Origin of the sequence: Bradyrhizobium sp., assembly GCF_016219575.1 — a bacterium.
Taxonomy (GTDB): Bacteria; Pseudomonadota; Alphaproteobacteria; order Rhizobiales; family Xanthobacteraceae; genus Bradyrhizobium.
On the sequence record NZ_JACRMG010000037.1, the window covers coordinates 23,984 to 46,718 of the forward strand.

At 66.1% G+C, this 22,735-nt stretch carries 20 protein-coding genes; 9 read left to right on the top strand and 11 right to left on the bottom strand.

Annotation, left to right across the window (positions count from 1 at the left end; all coding sequences use genetic code 11):
• Positions 1-16: 16 nt before the first annotated feature.
• Positions 17-1,624, bottom strand: a complete 1,608-nt coding sequence (xseA, locus tag HZB49_RS27325; protein WP_291617121.1) for an exodeoxyribonuclease VII large subunit — start codon at positions 1,622-1,624, stop codon at positions 17-19.
• A 130-nt stretch (positions 1,625-1,754) separates the two neighbouring features.
• On the opposite strand from xseA, the gene HZB49_RS27330 reads away from it, so the two are divergent.
• The 4 genes from HZB49_RS27330 to purD all read left to right on the top strand — a co-directional run bounded on the left by HZB49_RS27330 (position 1,755) and on the right by purD (position 4,991).
• Positions 1,755-2,762 (top strand): alpha/beta fold hydrolase, encoded by a 1,008-nt coding sequence (locus HZB49_RS27330; RefSeq protein WP_291617124.1) that lies wholly within the window; start codon positions 1,755-1,757, stop codon positions 2,760-2,762.
• Between the two features lie 10 nt (positions 2,763-2,772).
• Positions 2,773-3,321 (top strand): hypothetical protein, encoded by a 549-nt coding sequence (locus tag HZB49_RS27335; protein ID WP_291617125.1) that lies wholly within the window; start codon positions 2,773-2,775, stop codon positions 3,319-3,321.
• 4 nt (positions 3,322-3,325) lie between these two features.
• Positions 3,326-3,631, top strand: coding sequence for a transcriptional regulator (locus HZB49_RS27340; RefSeq protein ID WP_291617126.1), 306 nt, complete (start codon positions 3,326-3,328; stop codon positions 3,629-3,631).
• A 76-nt stretch (positions 3,632-3,707) separates the two neighbouring features.
• Complete coding sequence (gene purD, locus HZB49_RS27345; protein ID WP_291617127.1) at positions 3,708-4,991, top strand: phosphoribosylamine--glycine ligase; 1,284 nt, start codon at positions 3,708-3,710, stop codon at positions 4,989-4,991.
• 99 nt (positions 4,992-5,090) lie between these two features.
• Here the strand turns inward: purD and HZB49_RS27350 are convergent, their stop codons facing one another.
• Positions 5,091-6,323, bottom strand: a complete 1,233-nt coding sequence (locus HZB49_RS27350) for an acyl-CoA dehydrogenase family protein (protein ID WP_291617129.1) — start codon at positions 6,321-6,323, stop codon at positions 5,091-5,093.
• A gap of 116 nt (positions 6,324-6,439) precedes the next feature.
• On the opposite strand from HZB49_RS27350, the gene HZB49_RS27355 reads away from it, so the two are divergent.
• Positions 6,440-7,348: an alpha/beta hydrolase gene (locus HZB49_RS27355; RefSeq protein WP_291617130.1), complete on the top strand. Its 909-nt coding sequence runs from the start codon at positions 6,440-6,442 to the stop codon at positions 7,346-7,348.
• On the opposite strand, the gene HZB49_RS27360 is transcribed toward HZB49_RS27355, so the two are convergent.
• Positions 7,332-7,790 (bottom strand): nucleoside deaminase, encoded by a 459-nt coding sequence (locus tag HZB49_RS27360; protein WP_291617132.1) that lies wholly within the window; start codon positions 7,788-7,790, stop codon positions 7,332-7,334. The genes HZB49_RS27355 and HZB49_RS27360 overlap by 17 nt on opposite strands.
• Before the next feature lie 129 nt (positions 7,791-7,919).
• Between HZB49_RS27360 and HZB49_RS27365 the strand changes: the two genes are divergently transcribed.
• Positions 7,920-10,028 carry a pseudouridine synthase gene (locus tag HZB49_RS27365; protein ID WP_291617134.1) on the top strand — a complete coding sequence of 703 codons (2,109 nt, stop codon included), beginning with the start codon at positions 7,920-7,922 and terminating at the stop codon, positions 10,026-10,028.
• A gap of 137 nt (positions 10,029-10,165) precedes the next feature.
• Positions 10,166-10,720, top strand: a complete 555-nt coding sequence (gene rsmD, locus HZB49_RS27370; protein ID WP_291617136.1) for a 16S rRNA (guanine(966)-N(2))-methyltransferase RsmD — start codon at positions 10,166-10,168, stop codon at positions 10,718-10,720.
• 135 nt (positions 10,721-10,855) lie between these two features.
• Here rsmD and mutL read toward each other — a convergent pair whose 3' ends face one another.
• Positions 10,856-12,667: a DNA mismatch repair endonuclease MutL gene (mutL, locus tag HZB49_RS27375; RefSeq protein ID WP_291617349.1), complete on the bottom strand. Its 1,812-nt coding sequence runs from the start codon at positions 12,665-12,667 to the stop codon at positions 10,856-10,858.
• A 140-nt stretch (positions 12,668-12,807) separates the two neighbouring features.
• On the opposite strand from mutL, the gene HZB49_RS27380 reads away from it, so the two are divergent.
• On the top strand, positions 12,808-13,011 hold the full coding sequence (locus tag HZB49_RS27380) for a DUF2892 domain-containing protein (RefSeq protein ID WP_291617138.1): 204 nt from the start codon (positions 12,808-12,810) through the stop codon (positions 13,009-13,011).
• Positions 13,012-13,015: 4 nt separating this feature from the next.
• Here the strand turns inward: HZB49_RS27380 and arfB are convergent, their stop codons facing one another.
• The 7 genes from arfB to HZB49_RS27415 all read right to left on the bottom strand — a co-directional run bounded on the left by arfB (position 13,016) and on the right by HZB49_RS27415 (position 21,997).
• Positions 13,016-13,435: an alternative ribosome rescue aminoacyl-tRNA hydrolase ArfB gene (gene arfB / locus HZB49_RS27385; protein WP_291617140.1), complete on the bottom strand. Its 420-nt coding sequence runs from the start codon at positions 13,433-13,435 to the stop codon at positions 13,016-13,018.
• Between the two features lie 120 nt (positions 13,436-13,555).
• Entirely contained in the window at positions 13,556-14,923 is a 1,368-nt protein-coding gene (locus HZB49_RS27390; RefSeq protein WP_291617142.1) for a pitrilysin family protein, read from the bottom strand.
• Positions 14,920-16,302 (bottom strand): pitrilysin family protein, encoded by a 1,383-nt coding sequence (locus HZB49_RS27395; RefSeq protein ID WP_291617143.1) that lies wholly within the window; start codon positions 16,300-16,302, stop codon positions 14,920-14,922. The genes HZB49_RS27390 and HZB49_RS27395 overlap by 4 nt, the downstream gene beginning before the upstream one ends.
• 98 nt (positions 16,303-16,400) lie before the next feature.
• Positions 16,401-17,102 (bottom strand): hypothetical protein, encoded by a 702-nt coding sequence (locus tag HZB49_RS27400; protein WP_291617145.1) that lies wholly within the window; start codon positions 17,100-17,102, stop codon positions 16,401-16,403.
• Positions 17,103-17,180: 78 nt separating this feature from the next.
• Positions 17,181-17,678 (bottom strand): signal peptidase II, encoded by a 498-nt coding sequence (gene lspA / locus HZB49_RS27405; protein WP_291617147.1) that lies wholly within the window; start codon positions 17,676-17,678, stop codon positions 17,181-17,183.
• 156 nt (positions 17,679-17,834) lie between these two features.
• A complete protein-coding gene (ileS, locus tag HZB49_RS27410; RefSeq protein ID WP_291617149.1) occupies positions 17,835-20,834 on the bottom strand; it encodes an isoleucine--tRNA ligase in 3,000 nt (999 codons plus the stop codon).
• Positions 20,835-21,025: 191 nt separating this feature from the next.
• Positions 21,026-21,997: a bifunctional riboflavin kinase/FAD synthetase gene (locus HZB49_RS27415; RefSeq protein WP_291617151.1), complete on the bottom strand. Its 972-nt coding sequence runs from the start codon at positions 21,995-21,997 to the stop codon at positions 21,026-21,028.
• 248 nt (positions 21,998-22,245) lie between these two features.
• Between HZB49_RS27415 and HZB49_RS27420 the strand changes: the two genes are divergently transcribed.
• Positions 22,246-22,641 carry a response regulator gene (locus HZB49_RS27420; protein WP_291617153.1) on the top strand — a complete coding sequence of 132 codons (396 nt, stop codon included), beginning with the start codon at positions 22,246-22,248 and terminating at the stop codon, positions 22,639-22,641.
• Positions 22,642-22,735 lie beyond the last annotated feature (94 nt).

A 22,735-nucleotide genomic window follows, 5' to 3' on the forward strand; every position in this document is an offset into this window, starting at 1 on the left:
CGGTGGAGCAACGAGCTTAGAACAAGTTGCCTTGATCGACCGGCTTCACCACACGCTTCGCAGCAGCGGGCCTCGCGTCGCGAACGGCAGGCTTCGGCGGCGCGGCGACCGCCGGCCGGTCGGCATCCGCGGTGACGCCGACGCGGCCATCGGCAAACTCGACGGAGAGATGCGCACTGGGGCCGATGGAAGCGGCCGCATGCACGGGATGGCCGGCCGCATCGCGCACCAGCGCAAAGCCGCGGTCCAGCACGCTGCGATAGGACAGCGCGGTGAGAAGCTTGCCGCTGCGTTCGACCCGCGCATCGAGCCGCTGCAGCAGCGTGCCGAGCGCGCGGTGCGCGCGTTCGGCGAGGCGATGGGCACGTTCGCGGTCGCGGGCGATCCGCTGGTGCTGCGCCTGGGCGTTGGCGAGCCTGGCAGCCTTGAAGCGCTGCTCGAGGCCGGCAAAGCGCTCGCGGCGGCGATGCAGCAGCGAGCGCGCCGAATGGGTCAGGCGTTCGCCGCAGCTGGTCAGGCCGGCGCGCGCATGGTTCACCTGGCCGCGCAGCACCCGCAGCGTCAGCCGCGCGCTGGATGCGGCAAAGCGGCGGAAATGCGCATGCGTGTTGGCCTTCAGCCCGCGCGGAAGCGCCGCGCCCGCGCTGTCGAGCCGCTGGCGCGGGATGGCGAGCAGTTCGCTCGCGGCGGGCAGCGCGCGGGCGGCGGCGCGCAATTCGTTGCGGCGGCTCTCCTGCGCGCGCTGCCAGCACATCACGGTGCGGCGGGCGAGGCTTTCGACCTCGGCGAACAGCTCGCTGCGCACCGGCACCGCCATTTCGGCGGCCGCGGTCGGCGTCGGCGCGCGCTTGTCGGCGGCAAAATCGATCAGCGTGATGTCGGTCTCGTGGCCGACAGCGGAGATCAGCGGGATCATGCTGTCGGCGGCGGCGCGAACCACGATCTCCTCGTTGAACGACCAGAGGTCCTCCAGCGAGCCGCCGCCGCGGGCGACGATGAGCAGATCGGGGCGGGGAATGCGTCCGCCCTCGGGCAGCGCGTTGAAGCCGCGGATGGCGGCCGCCACCTGCTCGGCCGAGCCTTCGCCCTGCACCTTGACGGGCCAGACCAGCACGTGGCGCGGAAAGCGGTCCTTCAGGCGGTGCAGGATGTCGCGGATCACGGCGCCGGTCGGCGAGGTGACGACGCCGATCGTCTCGGGCAGCCAGGGCAAGAGCTGCTTGCGCCGTTCGTCGAACAGGCCTTCGGCGGCGAGCTTCTTCTTGCGCTCCTCCAGCAGCGCCATCAGCGCGCCGACGCCGGCCGGCTCCAGCGCCTCGATCACGATCTGGTACTTCGAGGAGCCGGGATAGGTGGTGAGCTTGCCGGTGGCGATGACCTCGAGGCCTTCCTGCGGCTTGAAGCGCATGCGGGCGTGGGCGAACTTCCAGATCACCGCCTCGATCTTGGCGCTGTCGTCCTTCAGCGCGAAATAGCAATGGCCGGAGGAATGCGGGCCGCGGAAGCCCGAGATCTCGCCGCGCACCCGGACATGGCCATAGGCGTCCTCCACCGTCCGCTTCAGGGCGGAGGACAGCTCGGAAACGGTGAATTCGGGCGCGTTGGCAAGCGGTTCGGCGGGCATTTCGGCGATTCGGCTGTTTGGGCTTTGTTCGCAAGGTAGGGGCTTCAGCCCGCCCCGCCAACGGACTTGCATTGCCGAGTACTCTATATTATAGAGTCCTCTAGATCTGGTGAAATTGAGGAGAATGACCATGTTCGGACGGTTCATCCGCGGCGGCCTGAGCGGCTTCAAATGGGCCCTGTGCGGCGTCGGCGCGCTGTCGCTGACGGTGCTGGCGCTGCTCGCAACGCCGCTGCAGCGTCCGCCGGAGCTGCAGTCGATCTCGCGGGCGCGGGGCATGGTCGATCTGTCCACCCTGCCTGCGGTCGAGCGCTACCAGGCCCGCGACGGCAGCTGGCTCGGCTTCCGCCATTATGGTGCGCGCGGCGTGCCGGCGGGCCGCGTGGCGATCGTGATCCATGGCTCCTCGGGCTCCAGCGGCGGCACCATCCATGCGCTGTCCCAGGCGCTGGCCGCGCGCGGTGTCGAGACGTTCGCACTCGACATCCGCGGCCATGGCGTCTCCGGCACCCGCGGCGACATCGGCTATGTCGGCCAGCTCGAGGACGATCTCGCCGATTTCGTCGCGGAGCTGCGAAAGGCGAACCCGTCCGCACCAATCACGCTGGTCGGCCATTCCTCCGGCGGAGGCTTTGCGTTGCGCATAGCGTCGTCGCCGGTCCAAAACCTGTTCGAGCGCGCCGTGCTGCTCGCGCCCTATCTCGGCTACGACGCGCCGACCACGCGGCCGAATTCCGGCGGCTGGGCCAAGGCCGACGTGCCGCGCATCCTCGCGCTGACCGCGCTGCGCGCGATCGGCGTCAATTGTTGCGACGCGCTGCCGGTGCTCGCCTTCGCGGTGCCGTCCAACTCCGAGCAAAGGCTGACAACGACCTACACCGACCGGCTGATGCGCAATTTCGCGGTGCGCGATTATCGCCGCGACTTCGCCGCGGTGACCAAGCCGTTCACCATCATCTCCGGCGCGGATGACGAACTGATGTTCGCCGACAAGTACGCCGAGGTCGTCCGCGGCGCGGCTGTGGCGGTCGACGTCAAGCTGATTGACGGCATCGATCACATGGGCATCGTCGCTTCGTCGAAGGCGGCTGCGATCGTCGCCGACGACGTCGCCACCCGCGGCGCGGCGGGGAGCTGAGGAGAGCATCATGATCGACAGCCAGCAGGCCTCCGAAGCAGTTGCCGACATCGACGCCATGGTTCGCCGCGTGCAGCAGTCGCGGATCTACGATCTCGCCAGCCGGTTGATGGTGATGTGGGGCGTGCTGGTCTTCGCTGGCTATCTCGTCACGTATTTCTTGCCGCGCTATGCCGGCATCGGCTGGATCGCGGTCTATGTCATCGGCATCGCCGGATGGGGGGCGTTCAGCGCCATCAATCGACCGAAATCGGGGGTGCGCAGCTTCGACCCGAAATTCCTGCTCGCCTTCGTGATGATCCTCGCGTTCGGCGTGTTCTGCTGCGTGCTCGGCCAGTTCGGTTCGCGCCAGCTGAGCACGTTCTGGGCGATCTATTTCATGACGATGTACGGCATCGCCGGGCTCTGGTTCGGCTACGCGTTCAGCGCAATCGGGCTTGCCGTGTCGGCGCTGACGCTGGTCGGCTATTTCTGGCTCGGCAGCGCGTTCGACCTCTGGATGGCCTTCGTCAATGGCGGGGGGCTCATCGTCGGCGGCTTGTGGATGCGGCGGAGCTAGAGCCATGGCTGAGATCGACGACATCATCCACCAGCCGCTGCGGCTTCGGATCATGGCGGCGCTGAACGCACTGCCTCCCGCCACGGGCCTCGAATTTTCGCGGCTGAAGAAGTTGACCGGCGCCACCGACGGCAATCTCGGCGCCCATATCGAGACGCTGGCGAAAGCCGGCTACGTCGCGGTCGACAAGGCCTTTGTCGGCAAGAAGCCGCAGACCACGGTGACCGCCACCGCGGCCGGCCGCGGCGCCTTCGCCCGGCACGTCGCCACCTTGCAGGAGATCATCGCAGCTTCAGGAGGTGACAAATAGCCGATCCCCCTTGCGGAAGGAGGCGGACTCATGCGAACCGGGGGCCGTCGAAAATCCCCCTCATCCGGCGCGTCCCATGAAAATCCTCCTGATCGGTTCCGGCGGCCGCGAACACGCTTTGGCATGGAAGATTGCGGCCTCTCCGCTGGTGACCAGGCTCTGGTGCGCACCGGGCAATGCGGGCATCGCCAAAGACGCCGAATGCGTCGCGCTCGACATCACGGACCATCCGGCGGTGATCGATTTCTGCGGGAAGAACGCGGTCGATTTCGTCGTGGTCGGCCCCGACGCGGCGATCGCGGCGGGCATTGTCGACGATCTCAATGCCGCCGGCTTCAAGGCGTTCGGGCCGACCAAGGCGGCGGGCCGGCTGGAGAGCTCGAAGAATTTCACCAAGGCGCTGTGCCGCGCCAACAACATCCCGACCGCGGCCTATGAGCACTTCAACAATGCCGACGCGGCGAAGGCCTACATCCGCCGGCAGGGCGCGCCGATCGTGGTCAAGGCGGACGGCCTTGCCGCCGGCAAGGGCGTCGTGGTGGCGATGACGGAGCAAGAGGCGCTGGCCGCGGTCGACATGATGTTCGGCGGCGGCTTCGGCGCCTCCGGCGCGGAAGTCGTCATCGAGGAGTTCATGGTCGGCGAGGAAGCCTCGTATTTCGCGCTGTGCGACGGCGAGCACGCGCTGCCGCTTGCCACCGCGCAGGACCACAAGCGCGCCTTCGACGGCGACCAGGGGCCGAATACCGGCGGCATGGGCTCCTATTCGCCCGCGCCTGTCATGACGGACGCCATGTGCGCGCGCGTGATGGAGGAGATGGTCAAGCCGACCTTGCGCGCGCTGAAAGCGATGGGTTGTCCCTACAAGGGCGTGCTCTATGTCGGCGTGATGGTGACCAGGGATGGCCCGAAGCTCGTCGAATACAACGCGCGCTTCGGCGATCCCGAGTGCCAGGTGCTGATGCTGCGCATGATGAGCGACATCGTGCCGGCGCTGATCGCATCAGCCGACGGTCAACTGAAGAATTTCAGCCTGCGCTGGTATGACGACGCCGCGCTCACCGTGATCATGGCGACCAAAGGCTATCCCGGCGACTACGGCAAGGGCTCGGTCATCGAGGGGCTGGACGAGGCCGCGAAAGTGGAGGGCGTCGAGATCTTCCACGCCGGCACGGCGGTGAAGGACGGCCGCATCGTCGCCAATGGCGGCCGCGTGCTGAATATCTGCGCGCTCGGCAAGACCGTCACGGAAGCGCAAGCCCGCGCCTATCAGGCGGTCGACCGCATCCAATGGCCCGAAGGCTTCTGCCGCCGCGACATCGGCTGGCAGGCCGTGAAGCGGGAGCAGGGGAAGGCGTAGGCGTAGGTTCCGTCATTGCGAGCGCAGCGAAGCAATCCATCTATGCACGCGAAGAATGGATTGCTTCGTCGCTGACGCTCCTCGCAATGACGGTTGTTGCTACAGCAAATCCCCGCCCGCGGCTGACGCCGTGGTGCCGTGCTCGCGGAACGCCTTGATGACGTTCTTGCCGATCTTCCACTTGTGCACCTCGTCGGGACCATCGACCAGCCGCTGCGAACGCACCTGGGTGTACCATTTGGCGAGCGGCGTATCCTGCGAGAAGCCCAGCGCGCCGTGCAGCTGGATCGCGGTGTCGATCACCTTGTGCACCATGTGCGCATGGAAGATCTTGGCGATCGAGTTCTCCTGGCGGATGTCCAGGCCCTTCTCGGCCTTGTAGGCGATATGGAGCAGCATGAGACGGCCGATGTAGAGCTCGCTCGCGCAGTCCGCGAGCATGAACTGCACGGCCTGGCGGTCGGCGAGCAACTGGCCGAAGGTCGAGCGCTTGGTGACGTGCGCCGCCGCCATGTCGAGAGCGCGCTGCGCTTTCGCGACGTTGTGCATGCCGTGGCGCAGCCGGCCATAGGCGAGGCGGTGCTGGCCCATGTTGAAACCGTTGCCTTCGCCGCCGAGCAGATTGTCGGCCGGGACTTTCAAATCCCTGATCTCGATCTCGGAATGGCCGCCGTGCAGGATGTCGTCGTGAGGGCCTTCGATCGCCATGTTGGCGACGTTGCGCTTGATCTTGTAGCCGGGGTTCGGCAGCTCCACGATGAAAGCCGAATGCTGCTTGTGGCGCGGCGCGTTGGGATCGGTCCTGGCGATGACCAGCGCCATGTCGGCGACGCTGGCCGAGGACGAGAACCATTTCTCGCCGTTGAGGATGTAGTTCTCGTTGCCGTCCTTCACGGCGGTGGTCTGCATGCCCGTGGCGTCGGCGCCGGCGGCTTTTTCCGTCATCGAATAGCAAATGCGCTTGTCGCCGTTGAGCAGCGGCTTGAGGAATTTCTCCTTCTGGTATTCCGTGCCGTGGGCGAGGATGGTCATCATCGAGGCGTCGTCGGGGCCTTGCGTGTTCATCGAGAGCGCGCCGAGCATGCTCTCGCCGAGTTCCATCTGTACCAGCGCGTTGGCCAGCGGGCCGAGGCCCATGCCGCCATATTCCTTCGGCACCCACGGGCACCACAGGCCCTGCGCGCGGGCCTTCTTGCGCAGCGGGCCCAGCACGTCGGCGAGCGGCTTGCTGTCGAGTTCCTTCTCGGCGGGAATGCACTCGTCGTGCACCCATTTGCGCACCTTCTCGCGGATCGCTTTGGCTTCAGCCGGAATTTCGAAATCGATCGACATGGCGTTTCCCCTGGGCTTCTGGTTATGCTTTGAGGATGGCATAGACCGCTGACGTGCCAGCGGCAACCAAAACAAAGTTTGAAGCACGATGCGCGGGCCGCCTCGGAGAAATATGCATGTCTGATCTCGCCGACCTCTTCCCCGGCTTCGGTTCCGAATGGATCAATACGTCCGCGGGGCGCATCTTCGCTCGCACCGGCGGCAAGGGGCCGCCATTGCTGTTGCTGCACGGATTCTCCGAGACGCATGTGATGTGGCACCGCGTCGCGCCGCAACTGGCTGACAAGTTCTCGCTGATCATCGCCGATCTTCCGGGCTACGGCTGGTCGGACATGCCGGAGAGCGATGCGGATCATACGCCCTACACCAAGCGCGCGATGGCGAGGACGATGATCGAGGCGATGGAGCGGCTCGGCCATGTGCATTTCGCGCTCGCCGGCCACGACCGCGGCGGGCGCGTTGCCTATCGCCTTGCGCTCGATCATCCCGGCCGGCTGTCCAGGCTTGCCGTGCTCGATATCCTGCCGACCTATGATTACTGGGAACGCATGAACCGGCTCTATGCGCTGAAGATCTATCACTGGACCTTCCTGGCGCAGCCGCATCCGCTGCCGGAGACGCTGATTGCGGGCAATCCGGACTTCTTCCTGAAGTTCAAGATGGCGAGCCAGACCAAATCGAAGACATTGGACGAAATTGATCCGCGTGCGCTGGAGCAATATCTGGCGCCGTTCCGCGATCCCTCGCGCGTGCATGCAATGTGCGAGGACTATCGCGCCGGCGCCTATGCCGATTACGAGATCGACAAGGCCGACCGCGACGCCGGCAACAAGATCACCATCCCGATGCTGGCGCTGTGGGGCGATGCAGGGATTGCCAGCGCGGCGGCAACCCCGCTCGACAGCTGGAAGAAGTGGGCGACGAAGGTCGCGGGCTCGCCGGTCGACAGCGGGCATTTCCTCACCGAGGAGAACCCGGATGTGACGGCGAAGCTGCTGCGCGAGTTCCTTACCGCCGCACCTTGAAGAAGTCCTTCAATAGCGTCGCCGCCTCGCGCTCGCCCACCGCGGAATAGACTTCAGGCGCGTGATGGCAGGTCGGGGAAGCAAAGAAGCGCACGCCGGAATCGACCGCGCCGCCCTTGGGATCGGCGGCGCCGTAATAGAGCCGGCGGATGCGGGCAAAGGAGATCGCGGCTGCGCACATGGTGCAGGGCTCGAGCGTGACGTAGAGATCGCAATCGACCAGACGCTCGGTGCCGATCGCTTCGGCCGCCTGACGGAGCGCCAGGATTTCCGCATGTGCGGTCGGGTCGCAATCGGTCAGGGTGCGATTGCCGGCCGCGGCGATGACCTCGTAGTCGCGGACGATGACGCAGCCGATCGGAACTTCGCCCGATTTTCCGGCATTTTCGGCCGTTTTCAGCGCCAAATCCATGAAAGAAGGGGTAGTCATGCCTCGTATCATCGGAAGAAACCTGCTACTAGCTGCGCCTTCAGCAAACGTGGATACCGGTTTTGCGTGAGAATGCGGCTCGAAAACGGGCGCGCATGACTGCCCTTTGACCGACCCCGTATGAATTCTGCGAGACCTTTCATGCCCCGCGACAGCGATAAAAACAACGATTCCCGCGGCCGGCGTGACCGTCCTTCCGGCGGCAAGGGCCGTTCGGGCGCCGCACGCGGGCCCGAGAAGAAGTTCGCCAAGCGCGGGTTCGGCAAGAGCGAGGGCGGCAAGCGCCCTTACGCCGGCAGCCGCGACGACCGTCCGCCGCGCCGCAGGGATGACGAAGCGGCTCCCCGCCGCGACTACGGCGACCGGCCGCGCGCGCCGCGCTTCGACCGGGACGATCGCCCCCGTGGCGAGAAGCGCGATTTCAAGCCGCGCGGAGACCGTCCGAAATTCGAGCGTGGCGACCGTCCGAAGTTCGACCGCGACCGGGCGCCGCGTGGCGAGCGCAGTGAAGGCCGCCCCGAAGGGCGCTTCTCGGACCGCAAGTTCGGTGACCGTCCGCGCACGCCGCGGTTTGACCGTGAAGGCGGCGAGAAGCGGGATTTCAAGCCGCGCGGAGATCGCCCGAAGTTCGAGCGCGGCGACCGTCCGCGATTCGATCGGGAAAATCGTGCGCCGCGCGGCGAGCGCAGCGAAGGACGTTTCTCCGACCGCAAATTCTCCGACCGGCCGCGCAAGGACTTCGGCGACCGTCCGCCGCGCGGCGAATCCAAGCCGTGGCAGAAGCGCGAGGGTGGCGACCGCGACGAGCGCAGCACGCGGCCGCGGTTCGACAAACCGCGCTTTGACCGTTCGCGTGACGAGCGTGGCGGCGACGAGCGCCCGCGTTTTTCGCGCGGGCGCGAGGATCGCGCGCAAGGTGATCGTCCCCGCGGCGATCGGCCATTCCGCGAGCGGCCGAAGTTCGATCGTGGCGATCGTCCGAAGTTTGACAGGCCGCCGCGGGCGCGCGACGACGACAGGCAAGAACGCGGCGAGCGCAAGTTCGATCGGCCGCGCCGCGAGCGGCCGGAAGGCCGCACCGACTGGCAGGAGCATCCGCGCAGCGAGCGTGGCTCCTCCGATCGCTTCGGCGACCGGCCGCGCCGCGAGAACGAGGACGACAGCAAGGTTTTTGCCAAGCGCCCGGCCTTCGGCGGCCGCGGCGCCTATCGCGAGCGCAAGCCGGATTTCGACCGCCGCGCGCCGCGCGAGGAGCCGAAGCAGAAGAAAACCGGCGAGCGCATCGCCAAGGTGCTGGCGCGCGCGGGACTTGCCTCGCGCCGCGACGCAGAGGAGATGGTAACGCAAGGTCGCGTCACCGTGAACGGCCGCGTCATCAATTCGCCGGCGCTCGATGTCACCGCCAACGACGTCGTGGCGGTCGACGGCAAGCAATTGCCGCCGCGCGAGCGCACGCGGCTTTTCATGTATCACAAGCCGCGCGGGCTGATGACCACGCATGCCGACCCCGAAGGGCGGCCGACGGTGTTCGGCAATCTGCCGGAAGGCCTGCCGCGGCTGATCTCGATCGGCCGGCTCGACTTCAACACCGAGGGCCTGTTGCTGCTCACCAATGATGGCGGGCTCGCGCGGACGCTGGAACTGCCCGACACCGGCTGGCTGCGCCGCTACCGCGTGCGCGCCCATGGCGAGGTGACGCAGGCGCAGCTCGACGAGCTGAAGAAGGGGATCGAGGTCGACGGCGTCAAATACGGCCCGATCGATGCGACGCTTGAGCGCGACCAGGGCGCCAATGTCTGGCTGGTGTTCGCGATCCGCGAAGGCAAGAACCGCGAGGTGCGCAATGTCATGGCGCATCTCGGGCTCGAGGTGAACCGGCTGATCCGGGTGTCCTACGGGCCGTTCCAGCTCGGCGAGCTCGCCGAGGGCCAGGTCGAGGAGGTCAAGACGCGGGTGCTGCGCGAGCAGCTCGGCGAACGCGTCGCGAAGCTCGCGGGCGTGGATTTTGCGCGGCCCGAGCAGAGCGAAGCCGGCGACGAGGCCGAGGCGCCGCGCGGCAAGAAGCCGTTCAAGCCGGCGGGCAAGAGCGCGCTGATCGCCGACCGCAAGGGCCGCCGCGTGCTGGTGCAGCGCACCGGCAGCGAGGAGGCGCGTGCCCGCAACGAGGAAGAAAACGCCGCCTATGGCCCGCCACGCCGCGTCAAGCGCGGCTATCACGGCAAGCGCGATCTGAAGCCGCAGGATGAGTAGACGATGCGGGTCGCATGGCGTGCAATGTCGAAAGAGTCGTCATGGCCGGGCTTGACCCGGCCATCCACGTCTCACTTGCCTGAAGCGCCAAAGAACGTGGATGCCCGGGTCAAGCCCGGGCATGACGGGAATTCTTGATGCGGGTGGTCGGCGGACGATTGAGGGGCCGCAATCTGGCTTCGCCTTCCTCGCGCGAGATCCGCCCCACCGCGGACCGCTTGCGCGAGTCCGTGTTCAACATCCTGATGCACGCCTACGATAATCCGATCGAGGGCGCACGCGTGCTCGACCTGTTTGCCGGTACCGGCGCGCTCGGGATCGAGGCGATCTCGCGCGGCGCCAAGTTCGCGCTGTTCGTCGACAATGGCGCGGAGGCACGTGCGTTGTTGCGCAACAATGTCGAGGCGCTCGGCCTCGGCGGCGTGAGCAAGGTCTATCGCCGCGACGCCACCAACCCGGGGCCCGCGCATCCCCTCGAGCCGTTCTCACTGGTGTTCCTCGATCCGCCCTATGGCAAGGGACTGGCGGAGCAGGCGCTGGCCGCCCTGCGCGACGGCGGCTGGCTGACGCCAGGCGCGCTGCTGGTCGTGGAAGAGGCGAAGGCCGCGGCGTTTGCGGCGCCCGAGGGTTTCGAGGAACTGGAGCGGCGGGCGTATGACGATACGGAGTTCGTGTTCTTGCGGGCGGGATAATGCAACTAAGTATTCGCTCGTCATCACCCGCGAATGCGGGTGATCCAGTACGCCGAGACGTTCAGGACAATCACGATCGCCGCGGCGTACTGGGTCGCCCGGTCAAGCCGGGCGATGACAGCATGGTGTGCGGCGCTACCTTCGCCCGAACAGCTTCTCGATATCGGCGAGCTTCAATTCCACATAGGTCGGCCGGCCGTGGTTGCACTGGCCGGAGTTCGGCGTGTCTTCCATTTCGCGCAACAGCGCGTTCATTTCTTCCGGCTTGAGGCGGCGGCCGGCGCGCACCGAGCCGTGGCAGGCCATGGTGGCGGCCACATGCATCAGCCGGCGCTCCAGCGGCAGCGCCTCGTCCCACTCGGCCATGTGCTCGGCGAGGTCGCGCAAGAGACCCGCGGCATTGGTCTTGCCGAGCAGCGAGGGCGTCTCGCGCACGGCGATCGCGCCGGGGCCGAAGGATTCGACGGTGAGCCCGAACGAGGCCAACTCCGCGGCGCGGTCGAGCAGTTTCTCGACGGTTGATTCATCAAGCTCGACGATTTCGGGGATCAGCAGGATCTGCCGCTGCACGCCGTTCTTCGCCAGCGAGGCCTTCAGCCTCTCATAGACGATACGTTCATGGGCGGCATGCTGGTCCACCACGATCAGCCCGTCGCGGGTTTGCGACACGATATAGGTCTCGTGGATCTGCGTGCGGGCGGCGCCGAGCGGGCGGTCGAGGAGATCGGCGGATGGAGATTCCTGGAAACGCACATCGGCGGTCGGCGAACCGACGTCGAAGGCAGTCTGGTCGTGCTCCGCGAATGCAGGCGCAGCCGAGCCTTCAAAATTCGGCAGCGGTGCGACGGGATAGGACGGCGACCGACGCCAGTCCCAATTGCCGGGGCGCGGTGCGAAAGAGGGGCGGAAGGCGGAGATCGCCGCGCCATCGGTGTTGGCCGCGGTGCGCCTGCCTTCGCGCGCAAGGCCTTCCTTCAGCGCGTGCACGATCAGTGCACGGACGAGGCCGGCATTGCGGAAACGCACTTCGGTCTTGGCCGGATGCACATTGGCGTCGACCTCCTGCGCATCGAGCGTGACGAACAGCGCCACCACGGGATGGCGGTCGCGCGGCAGATAGTCGGAATACGCCGCGCGCACCGCGCCGAGGATCAGCTTGTCGCGCACCGGGCGGCCGTTGACGAAGAGATATTGCCCGAGCGCGTTGGCGCGGGTCAGCGAAGGCGCGGCGGCAAAGCCCTCGACCGTGACGCCGTCGCGCTCGGCGCGTACTTCGATGGCGCTGCTGCGGAAGTCGCTGCCGAGGATATCGCCCAGTCGCGTCAGCCTGCCGGGCGCGCCGGGCAGCGCCGCGGCCCAGGTCACGGGGCTGCGCTCTTCGCCGGCCAGCGTGAAGGCAATGTCGGGCCGCGCCATTGCCAGCCTTCGTACCACCTCGCGGATGGCTTCCGCCTCGGTGCGGTCGGTCTTCAAGAATTTCAGCCGCGCCGGCGTCGCATAAAAGAGATCGCTGACCTCGACGCGGGTGCCATGGCCGAGCGCGGCCGGCATGATCTCCGACTTGGCGCCGCCCTCGACCGTGAGCGACCACGCATGCGGCTCGCTGCAGTGGCGCGTGGTGATGCCGAGCCTGGCGACGGCGCCGATCGAGGGCAGTGCCTCGCCGCGGAAGCCGAGCGTGCGGATGCGCAGCAGGTCCTCGTCGTCGAGCTTGGAGGTGGCGTGGCGCTCCACGGCGAGAGCGAGGTCGCCCTGGGTCATGCCGCTGCCGTCGTCGGTGATGCCGATGCGTCGCCTGCCGCCGCCGTCGGTGAAGATGTCGATCCGGCTGGCGCCGGCGTCGATCGCATTCTCCACCAGTTCCTTCACCACGCTCGCAGGCCGCTCCACCACCTCGCCGGCGGCGATGCGGTTGACGACCTGTTCGGGGAGCTGGCGGACGGGCATGGCACGCAATGTAGTCGCTCGAGCCGAAAAGCGCGAACCCCGGGCTGAAAAAAGCTGTGCGCGCACGAACCCTTCTGCCGGCTGCGCGGCTCTATCGGAATGGGAACGAAAGGTTCTCGCCAACGTCGGAAGGGGATTTCATGTTCTATCGCAAGAACCTGCCGGGATGGGAACGCGCCATCCGCGTCATTGCCGGCCTCGCACTGATCGCCTGGGGATGGCTCGGGTCTCCGGCCATGCCGCCCGGCTTTGCCATTGCGGCCGGCGTTGCGGTCATACTCACCGGCTTCTTCGGTTTCTGCCCGATGTGCGCCATGGTCGGCCGCAAGCTGCCGCCGGCTTGATGCCTCAGTCGTCGAAGCCGCGCGAGCCGCGGCCGGCCTTGACGTCGCCGCGGCGCTTCTTGCCTTCGAGGCGGCGCTGTTTCGAGCCGAACGTCGGTTTGGTCGGCCGGCGCGGCGTCGGGCGAATCAACGATTCCCGCAGCAGCTCCACGAGGCGATCGATGACATCGGCGCGGTTGCGCTCCTGGGTGCGATAGCGATCGCCATGGATCACGATCACGCCCTCCTTGGTCATGCGCCGGCCGGCGAGACGCGTCAGCCGCGCACGGGCGTCGTCCGCCAGCGTGACCTTGTTGGTGTCGAAGCGCAGCTGGGCGGCGGTCGCGAGCTTGTTGACATTCTGTCCGCCCGGGCCGGAGGCGCGGACGAATGCGATGTCGATGTCGTCTTCGTCGATCGAAAGCGCGTGCGAAACCCGCAGCATGGCGTCACCGGGGAGAGAAGGTGACGGACATGTAGCACATCCGCCGCCGGGCGCGCGAAATGCGCGCCCTTCCAGCGGCGGTTTGTGGAAAAGCCCGGTTCGCCTTCTCAGTTCGCCTTATCAGTTTGCCTTGGGCGGGGCCGCGGCGGGCTGTGCCGCCGCCTGCGGCGCGCGGCCGACGATCACGGTGAGCAGGCCCTGGCCCCACAACCGCCTGGAAGCGCGCTTGGCGTCCTCCAGCGTCACGGCGTCGACCAGCGCGTTGCGCTTCTCGATGTAGTCGATCGGCAGCTTGTCGAGTTGGTACTGCAGCAGGCCCTGCGCCAGCTTGGAGGAGGTGTCGAGCGCCAGCATCTGCGAGCCCTTCAGATAGGACTTGGCGTCGTCCAGCTCCTTCTGGGTCGGGCCTTCCTCGGCGATGCGGCGGATCTCCTGCTCGACGGCGTCGACGGTCTCGCCGGCGCGGTCGGCGCGGGTGCCGGTATTGCCGATGAACAGCGCCGAGTGCTGCATCCACATCAGAGATTCATAGACGGAGTAGGCGAGGCCGCGCTTCTCGCGCACCTCGCGATAGAGCCGCGACGACAGTCCGCCGCCGCCGAGAATGTGGTTCACGACATAGCCGGCCATGAAATCCGGATCGTGGCGCAGGATGCCCGGCCCGCCGAAGGTGACGGTCGTCTGCGGCACGTCGAGCGGAATGAAGGCGCGCTGCGGCGGCCTCGCGGCAACGACGTCGGCGACCGGCGCAAGATTGCCCTTGGCCGGCAGTCCGCCAAAGGTCTTGTCAAGCAGCTTGCCCAGCGCGTCGGCATCGACGTCGCCGACCACGGAGATGCGCAGGGTGTCCCTGGCGACGACGCGCGCGACGTAGTCGCGCAGGTCGGCGACCGTAATGGTCGGCACGCTCTCCAGCGTTCCGTTGGCGGGACGGCCGTACGGGTGATCGCCATAGGCGACTTCGAGGAATTTCCGCCCTGCCAGCGAGCTCGGGTTGGTGGATTCGCGGCGCAAGCTGGACAGCACCTGGTTGCGGATGCGCTCGATGTCGGTGCTCTCGAAGCGCGGCGCCGACAGCGCCATGCGCAGCAGATCGAAGGCTTCGTCCTTGTTCTCCTTCAGCATGCGCAAGCTGCCGCGGAACGTGTCGCGCGAGGAGGAGAAGCTGAGCTCGATGGCGCGGCGGTCGAGCCGCTCGTGGAAGGTCTTGGAATCGAGATCGCCGGATCCCTCGTCGAGGAGGCTCGCGACCATGTTGCCGACGCCAGGCTTGGCCGCGGGGTCCTGCGCCGCGCCGCCGCCGAAGGCATACTCCATCGCGATCAGGGGTACGGTCGCATCCTGTACGAACCAGGCCTCGATGCCGCCCGGCGAGACCAGCCGCTGGATTTTCGCGGCGGCCTGCGAAGGCGAGGAGGCGAACGAAGTCAAGGCAAGCGCGGCGGCGCCGCCAATCAGCGCGGTGCGACGGGTGATCAACAGGCTCACGAACGTTTCTCCTCGCGCTTGGGCGCCTGATCCTTGATCAGATAGCCGGTCACCGAGCGCTTCTTGTCCAGCCATTTCTGTGCGGCGTCACGCACCTGCTCGGCGGTGACGGCGCGGATCCGCTCCGGCCAGCTCCTGATATCCTCGATGCTCAGCCCCGAGGTCAGTGCGCCGCCGTACCATCGCGCCATGGTCGCCTGGTTGTCTTGGGCGTAGACGGCTTCCGCGATCAACTGGGTCTTGACCCGCTCGAGGTCTTCTGCGCGTGGCGGATTTTGCGAGAGATCGGCGATGACGGCGTCGATCGCCTGCTCGATCTGCAGGAACTCCACGCCGGGTCTCGGCGACACCGATATCTGGAACTGGGTCGCATCGAGGGCCGTGCCCTGGTATCCGGCGCCGGCGCTGATCGCGAGCGGCTTGTCGATGACGAGCGCGCGGTAGAGATAGGAATTGGCGCCGCTGCCCATCAATTGCGAGAGCACGTCGAGTGCGGCGCTCTCGCCGGCAGCCGCCGTGGTCGAGGACGGCACGAGATAGTAGCGGCGGATGTTGGTCTGCTCGACCCGCGGGTCGGACAGCGTCACGGTGCGCGGGGCGGCCGGAACCGGCTCCTGCGGGCGGACGCGCCGTTCGGGTATCGAAGATTGCGCCGGAATCGGTCCATAGAACTTCTCGACCAGCGGACGAACCTCGTTGGCCTCGACGTCGCCGGCGATGATCAGGATCGCATTGTTCGGTGCGTAGAAGCGCTTGTAGAAGGCGAGCGCGTCCTCGCGATCGAGCTTCTCGATCTCCTGGCGCCAGCCGATCACCGGACGGCCATAGGGGTGGTTGAGGTAGAGCGCGGCCATGATCTGCTCGCTCAGCCGCGCATCGGGATTGTTGGCGACGCGCATGTTGAACTCTTCCAGCACCACGTCGCGCTCGGGCAGCACATTCTCGTCCTTGAGAATGAGACCCGTCATGCGGTCGGCCTCGAACTCGATCATGAGTGCGAGCTGGTCGCGCGGAACGCGCTGGTAATAGCCGGTGTAGTCGGTCGAGGTGAAAGCGTTCTCGTTGCCGCCGACCTGAAGCACGGTCTTTGAGAATTCGCCGGCCGGGTGCTTCGCCGTGCCCTTGAACATCAAATGCTCGAGGAAATGCGCGAGCCCCGATTTGCCCGGCGTCTCGTCGGCAGAGCCGACCTTGTACCAGATCATCTGCGTGACCACCGGGGTGCGGTGGTCGGGGATCACCACGACCTGCAGGCCGTTTTGCAGCGTGAAGCTCGCGGGCGGTTGCGGCTTGCCGTTGGTCTGGGCGAGGGCGCTGCCTGCGAAAACAGGCAAGAGGGCAGCGAGAAGGGAAACTGCAAATCGTTTTGAAGGCATCATGACCTGTCGGTACAGTCCGGACAAAATCGTCCGGAATTAGCTGCGGTATACACCGCGCGGGCGCCGGCCAGCGTCACGAAGGCGAGAGACAAGCTTAACTATTCGCCATATTTGCCGGCGGCCGGATTGTATTCCTTGTTCATCGATTCCTTCGGCCCGGTACCGTAGGCGAAGTTCGGCGACGGCGTCTGATAACCCGTCGGCGGTTGCGTCAGCGAGTCGCGCGTCGGCTCGCCCTTGAACGGCGCGGTCTCCGACTTGTTGCCGCCGAACAGGCCGCTGAAGCCGCCGTTGTAGCCGAGTTGCGATGGCGAGAGCAGATTGGAATTGCCGCCTGGCTGATCGGCCGTGCTGTCGCCCGACGACCTGCCGGTGCCCTTCTGCGCGAGTTCGCTCGGCGCCAGCAGGCGGGATGCCTCGCGGGGATCCTTGTTGGCCTTCTTGCGTGCCTCGACCGCCGCCTTGCGGCGCTGCTCGTCGGGATCCTTCGGCCAGTTCGGCACCTTGGAATCCGCAGCCGCCTGCCCGGGCGGGGGCAGATTGAGCTTGGGCGGTACCACTAACGGCGAGCGCTCGCGATACTCGATGCCGCGGTTCTCCATATTGGTGCCGCCCATGCCGCGCATGATGCCTTCGATGATCTTTTCCTCGAAGGTCTTGTCGTCTTCGTCCTCGTCATCGGCCGCACGTACGGGGCCGGCGGCCATGACGAGGCCGATGCCGAGGGCGGCAGCCGTGAGCCAGACCGCCCGCATGAGGGGAGCCCTTACCATCCATCCGCTCGCTTCGGTCTTGCGCATCGCGCTGTTCCTGCTCACAAATTTCGACGCTATCCGCCCCTCGGGCGGGCGCATTACGAGGGTTCGTATCTGCCGGGATCAGGGCGCTTTTGCGGCGGGTACCCCCAAGAATGAATCATACAATAGGGCCGCTACCCCGGCAACGATAGCCACGTCGGCCACGTTGAATACGTACCAATTGAAGGTCTTTCCGGCGATTTCGACGTGAAACAGGGCAAAATCGACCACCGCGCCATAGGCAAAGCGGTCGATGGCATTGCCGATGGCCCCGCCGATGATGAGGCCCAGGGCGATGGTGGCGAGCATGGTCCGCGACCAGGCCATCCAGATCGCCAGAGCAATCACGGCGGCCGCCTTCACCGCGGTCAGGATCGCCTGCGCGATCCAGCTGTCGTTCTGGAACCAGCCGAAGCTGATGCCGACGTTCCAGGCCAGCACCAGGTCGAAGAACGGCGTGACCTGCACCGCGCCGCGCCGGCCGAGCTCGAAGACGTAGAGCAGCCAGAGCTTGCTCGCCTGGTCGAGCACGAGCGCTGCAAGCGCCGCGAGGATGCCGGCGCGGAGCGGGCGGCTCATGGCTGAGACGCCGTCGCAATTGGCGCTGTCGTCCCGGCGGAGGCCGGGACCCATACGCCGTGTCGTTCGTTGCCGGGAAGACTGCTGGTCATCTGCCTTTGTCCACTCGGAGAGCCGTGGATATGGGCCCCGGCCTTCGCCGGGGCGACGAAAAGATCAAACCGAGACTCCCAGCGCCTTCCATTCGCGCAGCGCCAGTGCGTCACGCGGCGAGACGTCGGGATACTCCTTGTCCTCGCCGACGCTGGGCAGGATCTTCCACGACCGCGCGCATTTGGTGCCGACTGCCTGTTCGACGACGACGGCGACGCCCTTGACGTCGGGCAGCGTGAATGCACCGGCGGGCGGGGTATCGTTGGTCACCATCGCATTGGAGGTGATGCAGACCTCCGCGAGGTCCGCGTCGAACAGCGTGGCGAAGATCGCCTTGTCGGAGACATAGACCAGCGGCGAAGCCTCCAGCGACGAGCCGATCCTCTTGGCGGCGCGCTCCAGCTCGAGCGCGCCGGTGACGACCCGGCGGACGTCGCGGATGGTCTGCCATTTTCTCGCCAGCGCATCGTCGCGGAACGAACCGAAATCCGTCGGGAACAGCGTCAGGTGCACGGAGGGTTCGGCATCCCTGCGGAACATCCGCCAGGCTTCCTCGCAGGTGAAGCTCAGCACCGGCGCCAACCATTTCAGGAGGGCGTCGCAGATGATGTCGATCGCGGTCAGCGCGGCCTTGCGCGTCAGCGACGACGGCGGATCGCAGTACAGCGAGTCCTTGCGGATGTCGAAATAGAACGCCGACAGCTCGCTGTTCATGAAGCTCGCAAGGCTCGCCACCACCGTCTTGTAGTCGAACTCGGCATAGGCCTTGCGGATGTCGTCGGCCTGCAGCGCAAGCTGGTGCAGCATCAGCCGCTCGAGCTCCGGCATGTCCGCATGCGCTACAGCTTCGCTGCGTTTGAAGTGATGCAGCGTGCCGAGCATCCAGCGGATGGTGTTGCGCAGCTTGCGGTAGGTCTCCACCGTGTTCTTGAGGATTTCCGGGCCGATGCGCTGGTCGTCGGTGTAGTCGCACGACGCCACCCACAGCCGCAGGATATCGGCGCCGGATTCCTTGATCACCTTCTGCGGTTCGATGGTGTTGCCGAGCGACTTCGACATCTTGCGGCCGTCCTCGGCCTGGGTGAAGCCGTGGGTCAGCACGACGTCGTAAGGCGCGCGGCCGCGGGTGCCGCAGCTCTCCAGCAGCGAGGAATGGAACCAGCCGCGGTGCTGGTCGCTGCCTTCCAGATACATCACGGTGTCTTGGCCGCCGTCGATCTTGCGCACGATGTGGCCGAGCTGCGGGAAGTTCTGACGATCCTCCAGCACGAAGGCGTGCGTGGAGCCCGAGTCGAACCAGACGTCGAGGATGTCGTCGACCTTGTTCCAGTCTTCCTTGGCACGCGAGCCCAGGAAGCGCTCGCGCGCGCCGTCGCGGTACCAGGCATCGGCGCCTTCTTCCATGAAGGCCTCGACAATGCGCTGGTTGACGACGTCATCCTGCAGGATTTCCGCCGAGCCGTCGGCCTTTTCGCGCACGAACACGGCGATCGGCACGCCCCAGGCGCGCTGGCGCGAGATCACCCAGTCCGGCCGGCTCTCGATCATGCCATTGATGCGGTTCTGGCCCGACGGCGGCACCCATTGCGTCACCGAGATCGCGTGCAGCGCGCGGGCGCGCAGCGTATCGCCGGGCTTCACCTTGCCGTTCGTGGCGATGTCCTTGTCCATCGCGATGAACCATTGCGGCGTGTTGCGGAAGATCACCGGCTTCTTGGAACGCCAGGAATGCGGGTACTGGTGCTTCAGCCTGCCGCGCGCCAGCAGCTTGCCGGCATCGACCAGCGCCTTGATCACGGCCTCGTTGGCGTCGCCCTTCTCGCCCTTGTCGTTGATGACGCGTTTTCCCGTGAAGCCCGGTGCCTGATCGGTGAAGGCGCCGTTCTCGTCGACGGTGTAGGGGATTGCCGTGCCGATGCCGCGTGCAGCCAGCTCGCGGCCGTTCGCCATCCAGACGTCGAAGTCCTCGCGGCCGTGGCTTGGGGCGGTGTGGACGAAACCGGTGCCGGTGTCGTCGGTGACATGCTCGCCGTCGAGCAGCGGCACCGTGAACCCGTATCCCCCGGCGAGGCCCTTCAGCGGATGCGCGCACTCGATCGCATCCATCGTGTCGGCGGGAATGTCGCGCACCTTCTCGTAGGACGTGACGCGCGCCTGCTTGAACACGTCTGCCGCCAGCGCATCCGCCAGGATCAGGAGATCGCCGGTCTTCGCCCAATTGTCGGCGGGAGCGTCGGTGACCTTGTAGAGACCATAGGCGATCTTCGACGAGAAGCTGACCGCGCGGTTGCCGGGCAGCGTCCACGGCGTGGTGGTCCAGATCACGACCGAGGCATTGGCGAGCGCGCCGTGTGCCGGCGAGGTGACCGGGAATTTCACCCACACCATGTCGGACTGATAATCCTCGTACTCGACCTCGGCCTCGGCCAGCGCCGTCTTCTCCACCACGCTCCACATCACCGGCTTGGAGCCGCGGTACAGCGTGCCGTTGGCGGCGAACTTCATCAGTTCGCGCGCGATCTGCGCTTCCGCCGGATAGGTCATGGTGGCGTAGGGATGGTCCCAGTCGCCTATCACGCCCAGCCGCTTGAATTCCTCGCGCTGGATGTTGAGCCAGTGGGTCGCATAGGCGCGGCATTCCTGGCGGAATTCCACCATCGCCGCGGAATTGCGGAAGTCGGGCTTCTGCTTGCCCTTGGAGCGGTAGTTCTCCTCCTCGACCTTCCACTCGATCGGCAGGCCGTGGCAGTCCCAGCCGGGCACGTAGTTGGAATCGAAGCCGAGCATCTGCTGGCTCTTGGTGACGAGATCCTTGAGGATCTTGTTCAGCGCCGTGCCGATATGGATGTTGCCGTTGGCGTAGGGCGGGCCGTCATGCAGCACGAATTTCGGACGTCCCGCGGCCGATTTGCGCAAGCGCTCGTAGAGGCCTGTATCGTACCAGAATTTGAGGATTTCCGGCTCGCGCTGCGGCAGCCCGGCGCGCATCGGGAAATCCGTCTGCGGCAGGAACAGGGTTTTGGAATAATCGGCGGAATCGGACTTTTGCGGCTTTTCGGACATGAATGCTCTGATTTGGCTCGTAGACGGCGCGGGGGACGCGATCGATCGCGGTGGAAACGAGGAAATTCCCGGTCTTGCGCCGAGCCAAAAGGCTCAGGCGGAAGCCGGGCCGCTAATCCCTATGATGCGCCGCGCGAACATGGGGCTTCCATAGCAGGGGAGGGCCGAAATCGCAAAGCCTGACGGCTGATTCAGCCAATCGTACCTAACCGGGGATAGGCCTCCGGCGCCGCCGCCAGATCGGCGCGGGCGCGGGCGGAATCCTCGTTCATCCGTGCCACCAGCGCGCCGATGCTGTCGAATTTCAGCTCGTCGCGGATGAAGGAAATGAAGGCGACGTCGAGCTCGGCGCCGTAGAGGTCGCCCGTGAAATCGAACAGGAACACTTCGAGCAAGGGGGCGCCATTGTCGAAGGTCGGGCGGCGGCCGAAGCTCGCCACGCCATCGAAGCGTTCGGCTCCACGGCCGACCCGCACCGCGTAGATGCCGTGCTTCAGCTCGCAGTTCTTGTCGAGGCGGATGTTGGCGGTGGGAAAGCCGAGGCCGCGGCCGCGCTTCTCGCCATGGATCACCGTGCCGGTGACGAACCAGGGTCCGCCCAGCATGGTGGTGGCGTCGGCAATGTGCCCTTCCGCCAGCGCCATGCGGATGGCCGTGGAGGAGACCGGCCGCTCGTCGATATCGACATGGGCCTGCACGTCGACCTCGATGCCGAGCCGCGGCGCCTCGGCCACCAGCAGGCTCGGCGAGCCCACCCGGCCCTTGCCGAAATGGAAATCGTAGCCGACGGCAATCCCGCTGATGCCGAGCCGCTCGATCAGGTCATGGTGAATGAAATCTTGCGCCGAGGTTCCGGCGCGGGTCCCGTCGAAGGTCATCACCACCGCGCCGGCAAGCCCGGTGCCGGCCAGAAGCCGCAGCTTGTTGGTCTCGGTGGTCAGGCGGAATTGCGGGCTGTTCGGGCTGAAGAAGCTGCGCGGATGCGGCTCGAAGGTCACCGCGAAGGATGGCCTGCCATGGGCTCGGCCCATCTGCAGGGCAGCCCCGATCACAGCCCGGTGGCCGAGATGGACGCCGTCGAAATTGCCCATCGCCACCACCGCTCCCTTGGGGATAGCAGAGGCGGGCGTGGTGTCGCGGATAACGGTGAATTGGGACGGCATTTCCGGGGATTTCTGGTCGATTCCTGATGAATTCCCGGCTCAGCCGGGACGCGGCCGGACCGTGACTTGGCCGGGCGGCTCAAGTCAAGCGGGGGCCAAATGCGCAGCAAAACGGGTGTTCTACGGACCTTCTCGCAGAGGTCGGCTTAACGCCCTGTTTAACGCCTCGGTGCTAAGCGTTGGGGGCGGATTGCAGGTTTGGCGCGATCCGGCATGTCTGTTGTGGCGTAAAGTGTTGGGGGTAGAGGATGGCGGTTGATCTTTCGATGCCGGTTCTGGTGGTGGACGATTACAGCACCATGATCCGCATCATCCGAAATCTTCTGAAGCAGCTCGGCTTCGAGAATATCGATGATGCCAGCGACGGTTCGGCGGCGCTGAACAAGATGCGCGGCAAGAAATACGGCCTGGTGATTTCCGACTGGAACATGGAGCCGATGACCGGCTACGACCTGTTGAAGGAAGTCCGTGCCGATCCCAATCTGGCGACGACGCCCTTCATCATGATCACGGCGGAATCCAAGACCGAAAACGTGATCGCGGCCAAGAAGGCCGGTGTGAACAATTACATCGTCAAGCCGTTCAATGCGGCGACGCTGAAGACCAAGATCGAGGCGGTCTTCCCCGACATGACGATGGCGTAAGCCGAGATTCCAAGCGAGCTCCATCCGTTTCCTCATGCCCGGGCTTGTCCCGGGCATCCGCTTTATTGAGGGCCGAAAAGCAAGACGTGGATAG

Excerpts from the sequence above, each read along its gene's own strand:
- HZB49_RS27365 (WP_291617134.1), top strand. The coding sequence starts at position 7,920 with ATGCCCCGCGACAGCGATAAAAACAACGATTCCCGCGGCCGGCGTGAC.
- xseA (WP_291617121.1), bottom strand. The coding sequence starts at position 1,624 with ATGCCCGCCGAACCGCTTGCCAACGCGCCCGAATTCACCGTTTCCGAG.
- arfB (WP_291617140.1), bottom strand. The coding sequence starts at position 13,435 with ATGCTGCGGGTTTCGCACGCGCTTTCGATCGACGAAGACGACATCGAC.
- HZB49_RS27400 (WP_291617145.1), bottom strand. The coding sequence starts at position 17,102 with ATGCGCAAGACCGAAGCGAGCGGATGGATGGTAAGGGCTCCCCTCATG.
- HZB49_RS27415 (WP_291617151.1), bottom strand. The coding sequence starts at position 21,997 with ATGCCGTCCCAATTCACCGTTATCCGCGACACCACGCCCGCCTCTGCT.
- HZB49_RS27420 (WP_291617153.1), top strand. The coding sequence starts at position 22,246 with ATGGCGGTTGATCTTTCGATGCCGGTTCTGGTGGTGGACGATTACAGC.
- rsmD (WP_291617136.1), top strand. The coding sequence starts at position 10,166 with ATGCGGGTGGTCGGCGGACGATTGAGGGGCCGCAATCTGGCTTCGCCT.
- HZB49_RS27395 (WP_291617143.1), bottom strand. The coding sequence starts at position 16,302 with ATGATGCCTTCAAAACGATTTGCAGTTTCCCTTCTCGCTGCCCTCTTG.
- HZB49_RS27360 (WP_291617132.1), bottom strand. The coding sequence starts at position 7,790 with ATGATACGAGGCATGACTACCCCTTCTTTCATGGATTTGGCGCTGAAA.
- HZB49_RS27350 (WP_291617129.1), bottom strand. The coding sequence starts at position 6,323 with ATGTCGATCGATTTCGAAATTCCGGCTGAAGCCAAAGCGATCCGCGAG.
- HZB49_RS27355 (WP_291617130.1), top strand. The coding sequence starts at position 6,440 with ATGTCTGATCTCGCCGACCTCTTCCCCGGCTTCGGTTCCGAATGGATC.
- HZB49_RS27340 (WP_291617126.1), top strand. The coding sequence starts at position 3,326 with ATGGCTGAGATCGACGACATCATCCACCAGCCGCTGCGGCTTCGGATC.
- lspA (WP_291617147.1), bottom strand. The coding sequence starts at position 17,678 with ATGAGCCGCCCGCTCCGCGCCGGCATCCTCGCGGCGCTTGCAGCGCTC.
- mutL (WP_291617349.1), bottom strand. The coding sequence starts at position 12,667 with ATGCCCGTCCGCCAGCTCCCCGAACAGGTCGTCAACCGCATCGCCGCC.
- purD (WP_291617127.1), top strand. The coding sequence starts at position 3,708 with ATGAAAATCCTCCTGATCGGTTCCGGCGGCCGCGAACACGCTTTGGCA.
- ileS (WP_291617149.1), bottom strand. The coding sequence starts at position 20,834 with ATGTCCGAAAAGCCGCAAAAGTCCGATTCCGCCGATTATTCCAAAACC.
- HZB49_RS27335 (WP_291617125.1), top strand. The coding sequence starts at position 2,773 with ATGATCGACAGCCAGCAGGCCTCCGAAGCAGTTGCCGACATCGACGCC.
- HZB49_RS27380 (WP_291617138.1), top strand. The coding sequence starts at position 12,808 with ATGTTCTATCGCAAGAACCTGCCGGGATGGGAACGCGCCATCCGCGTC.
- HZB49_RS27330 (WP_291617124.1), top strand. The coding sequence starts at position 1,755 with ATGTTCGGACGGTTCATCCGCGGCGGCCTGAGCGGCTTCAAATGGGCC.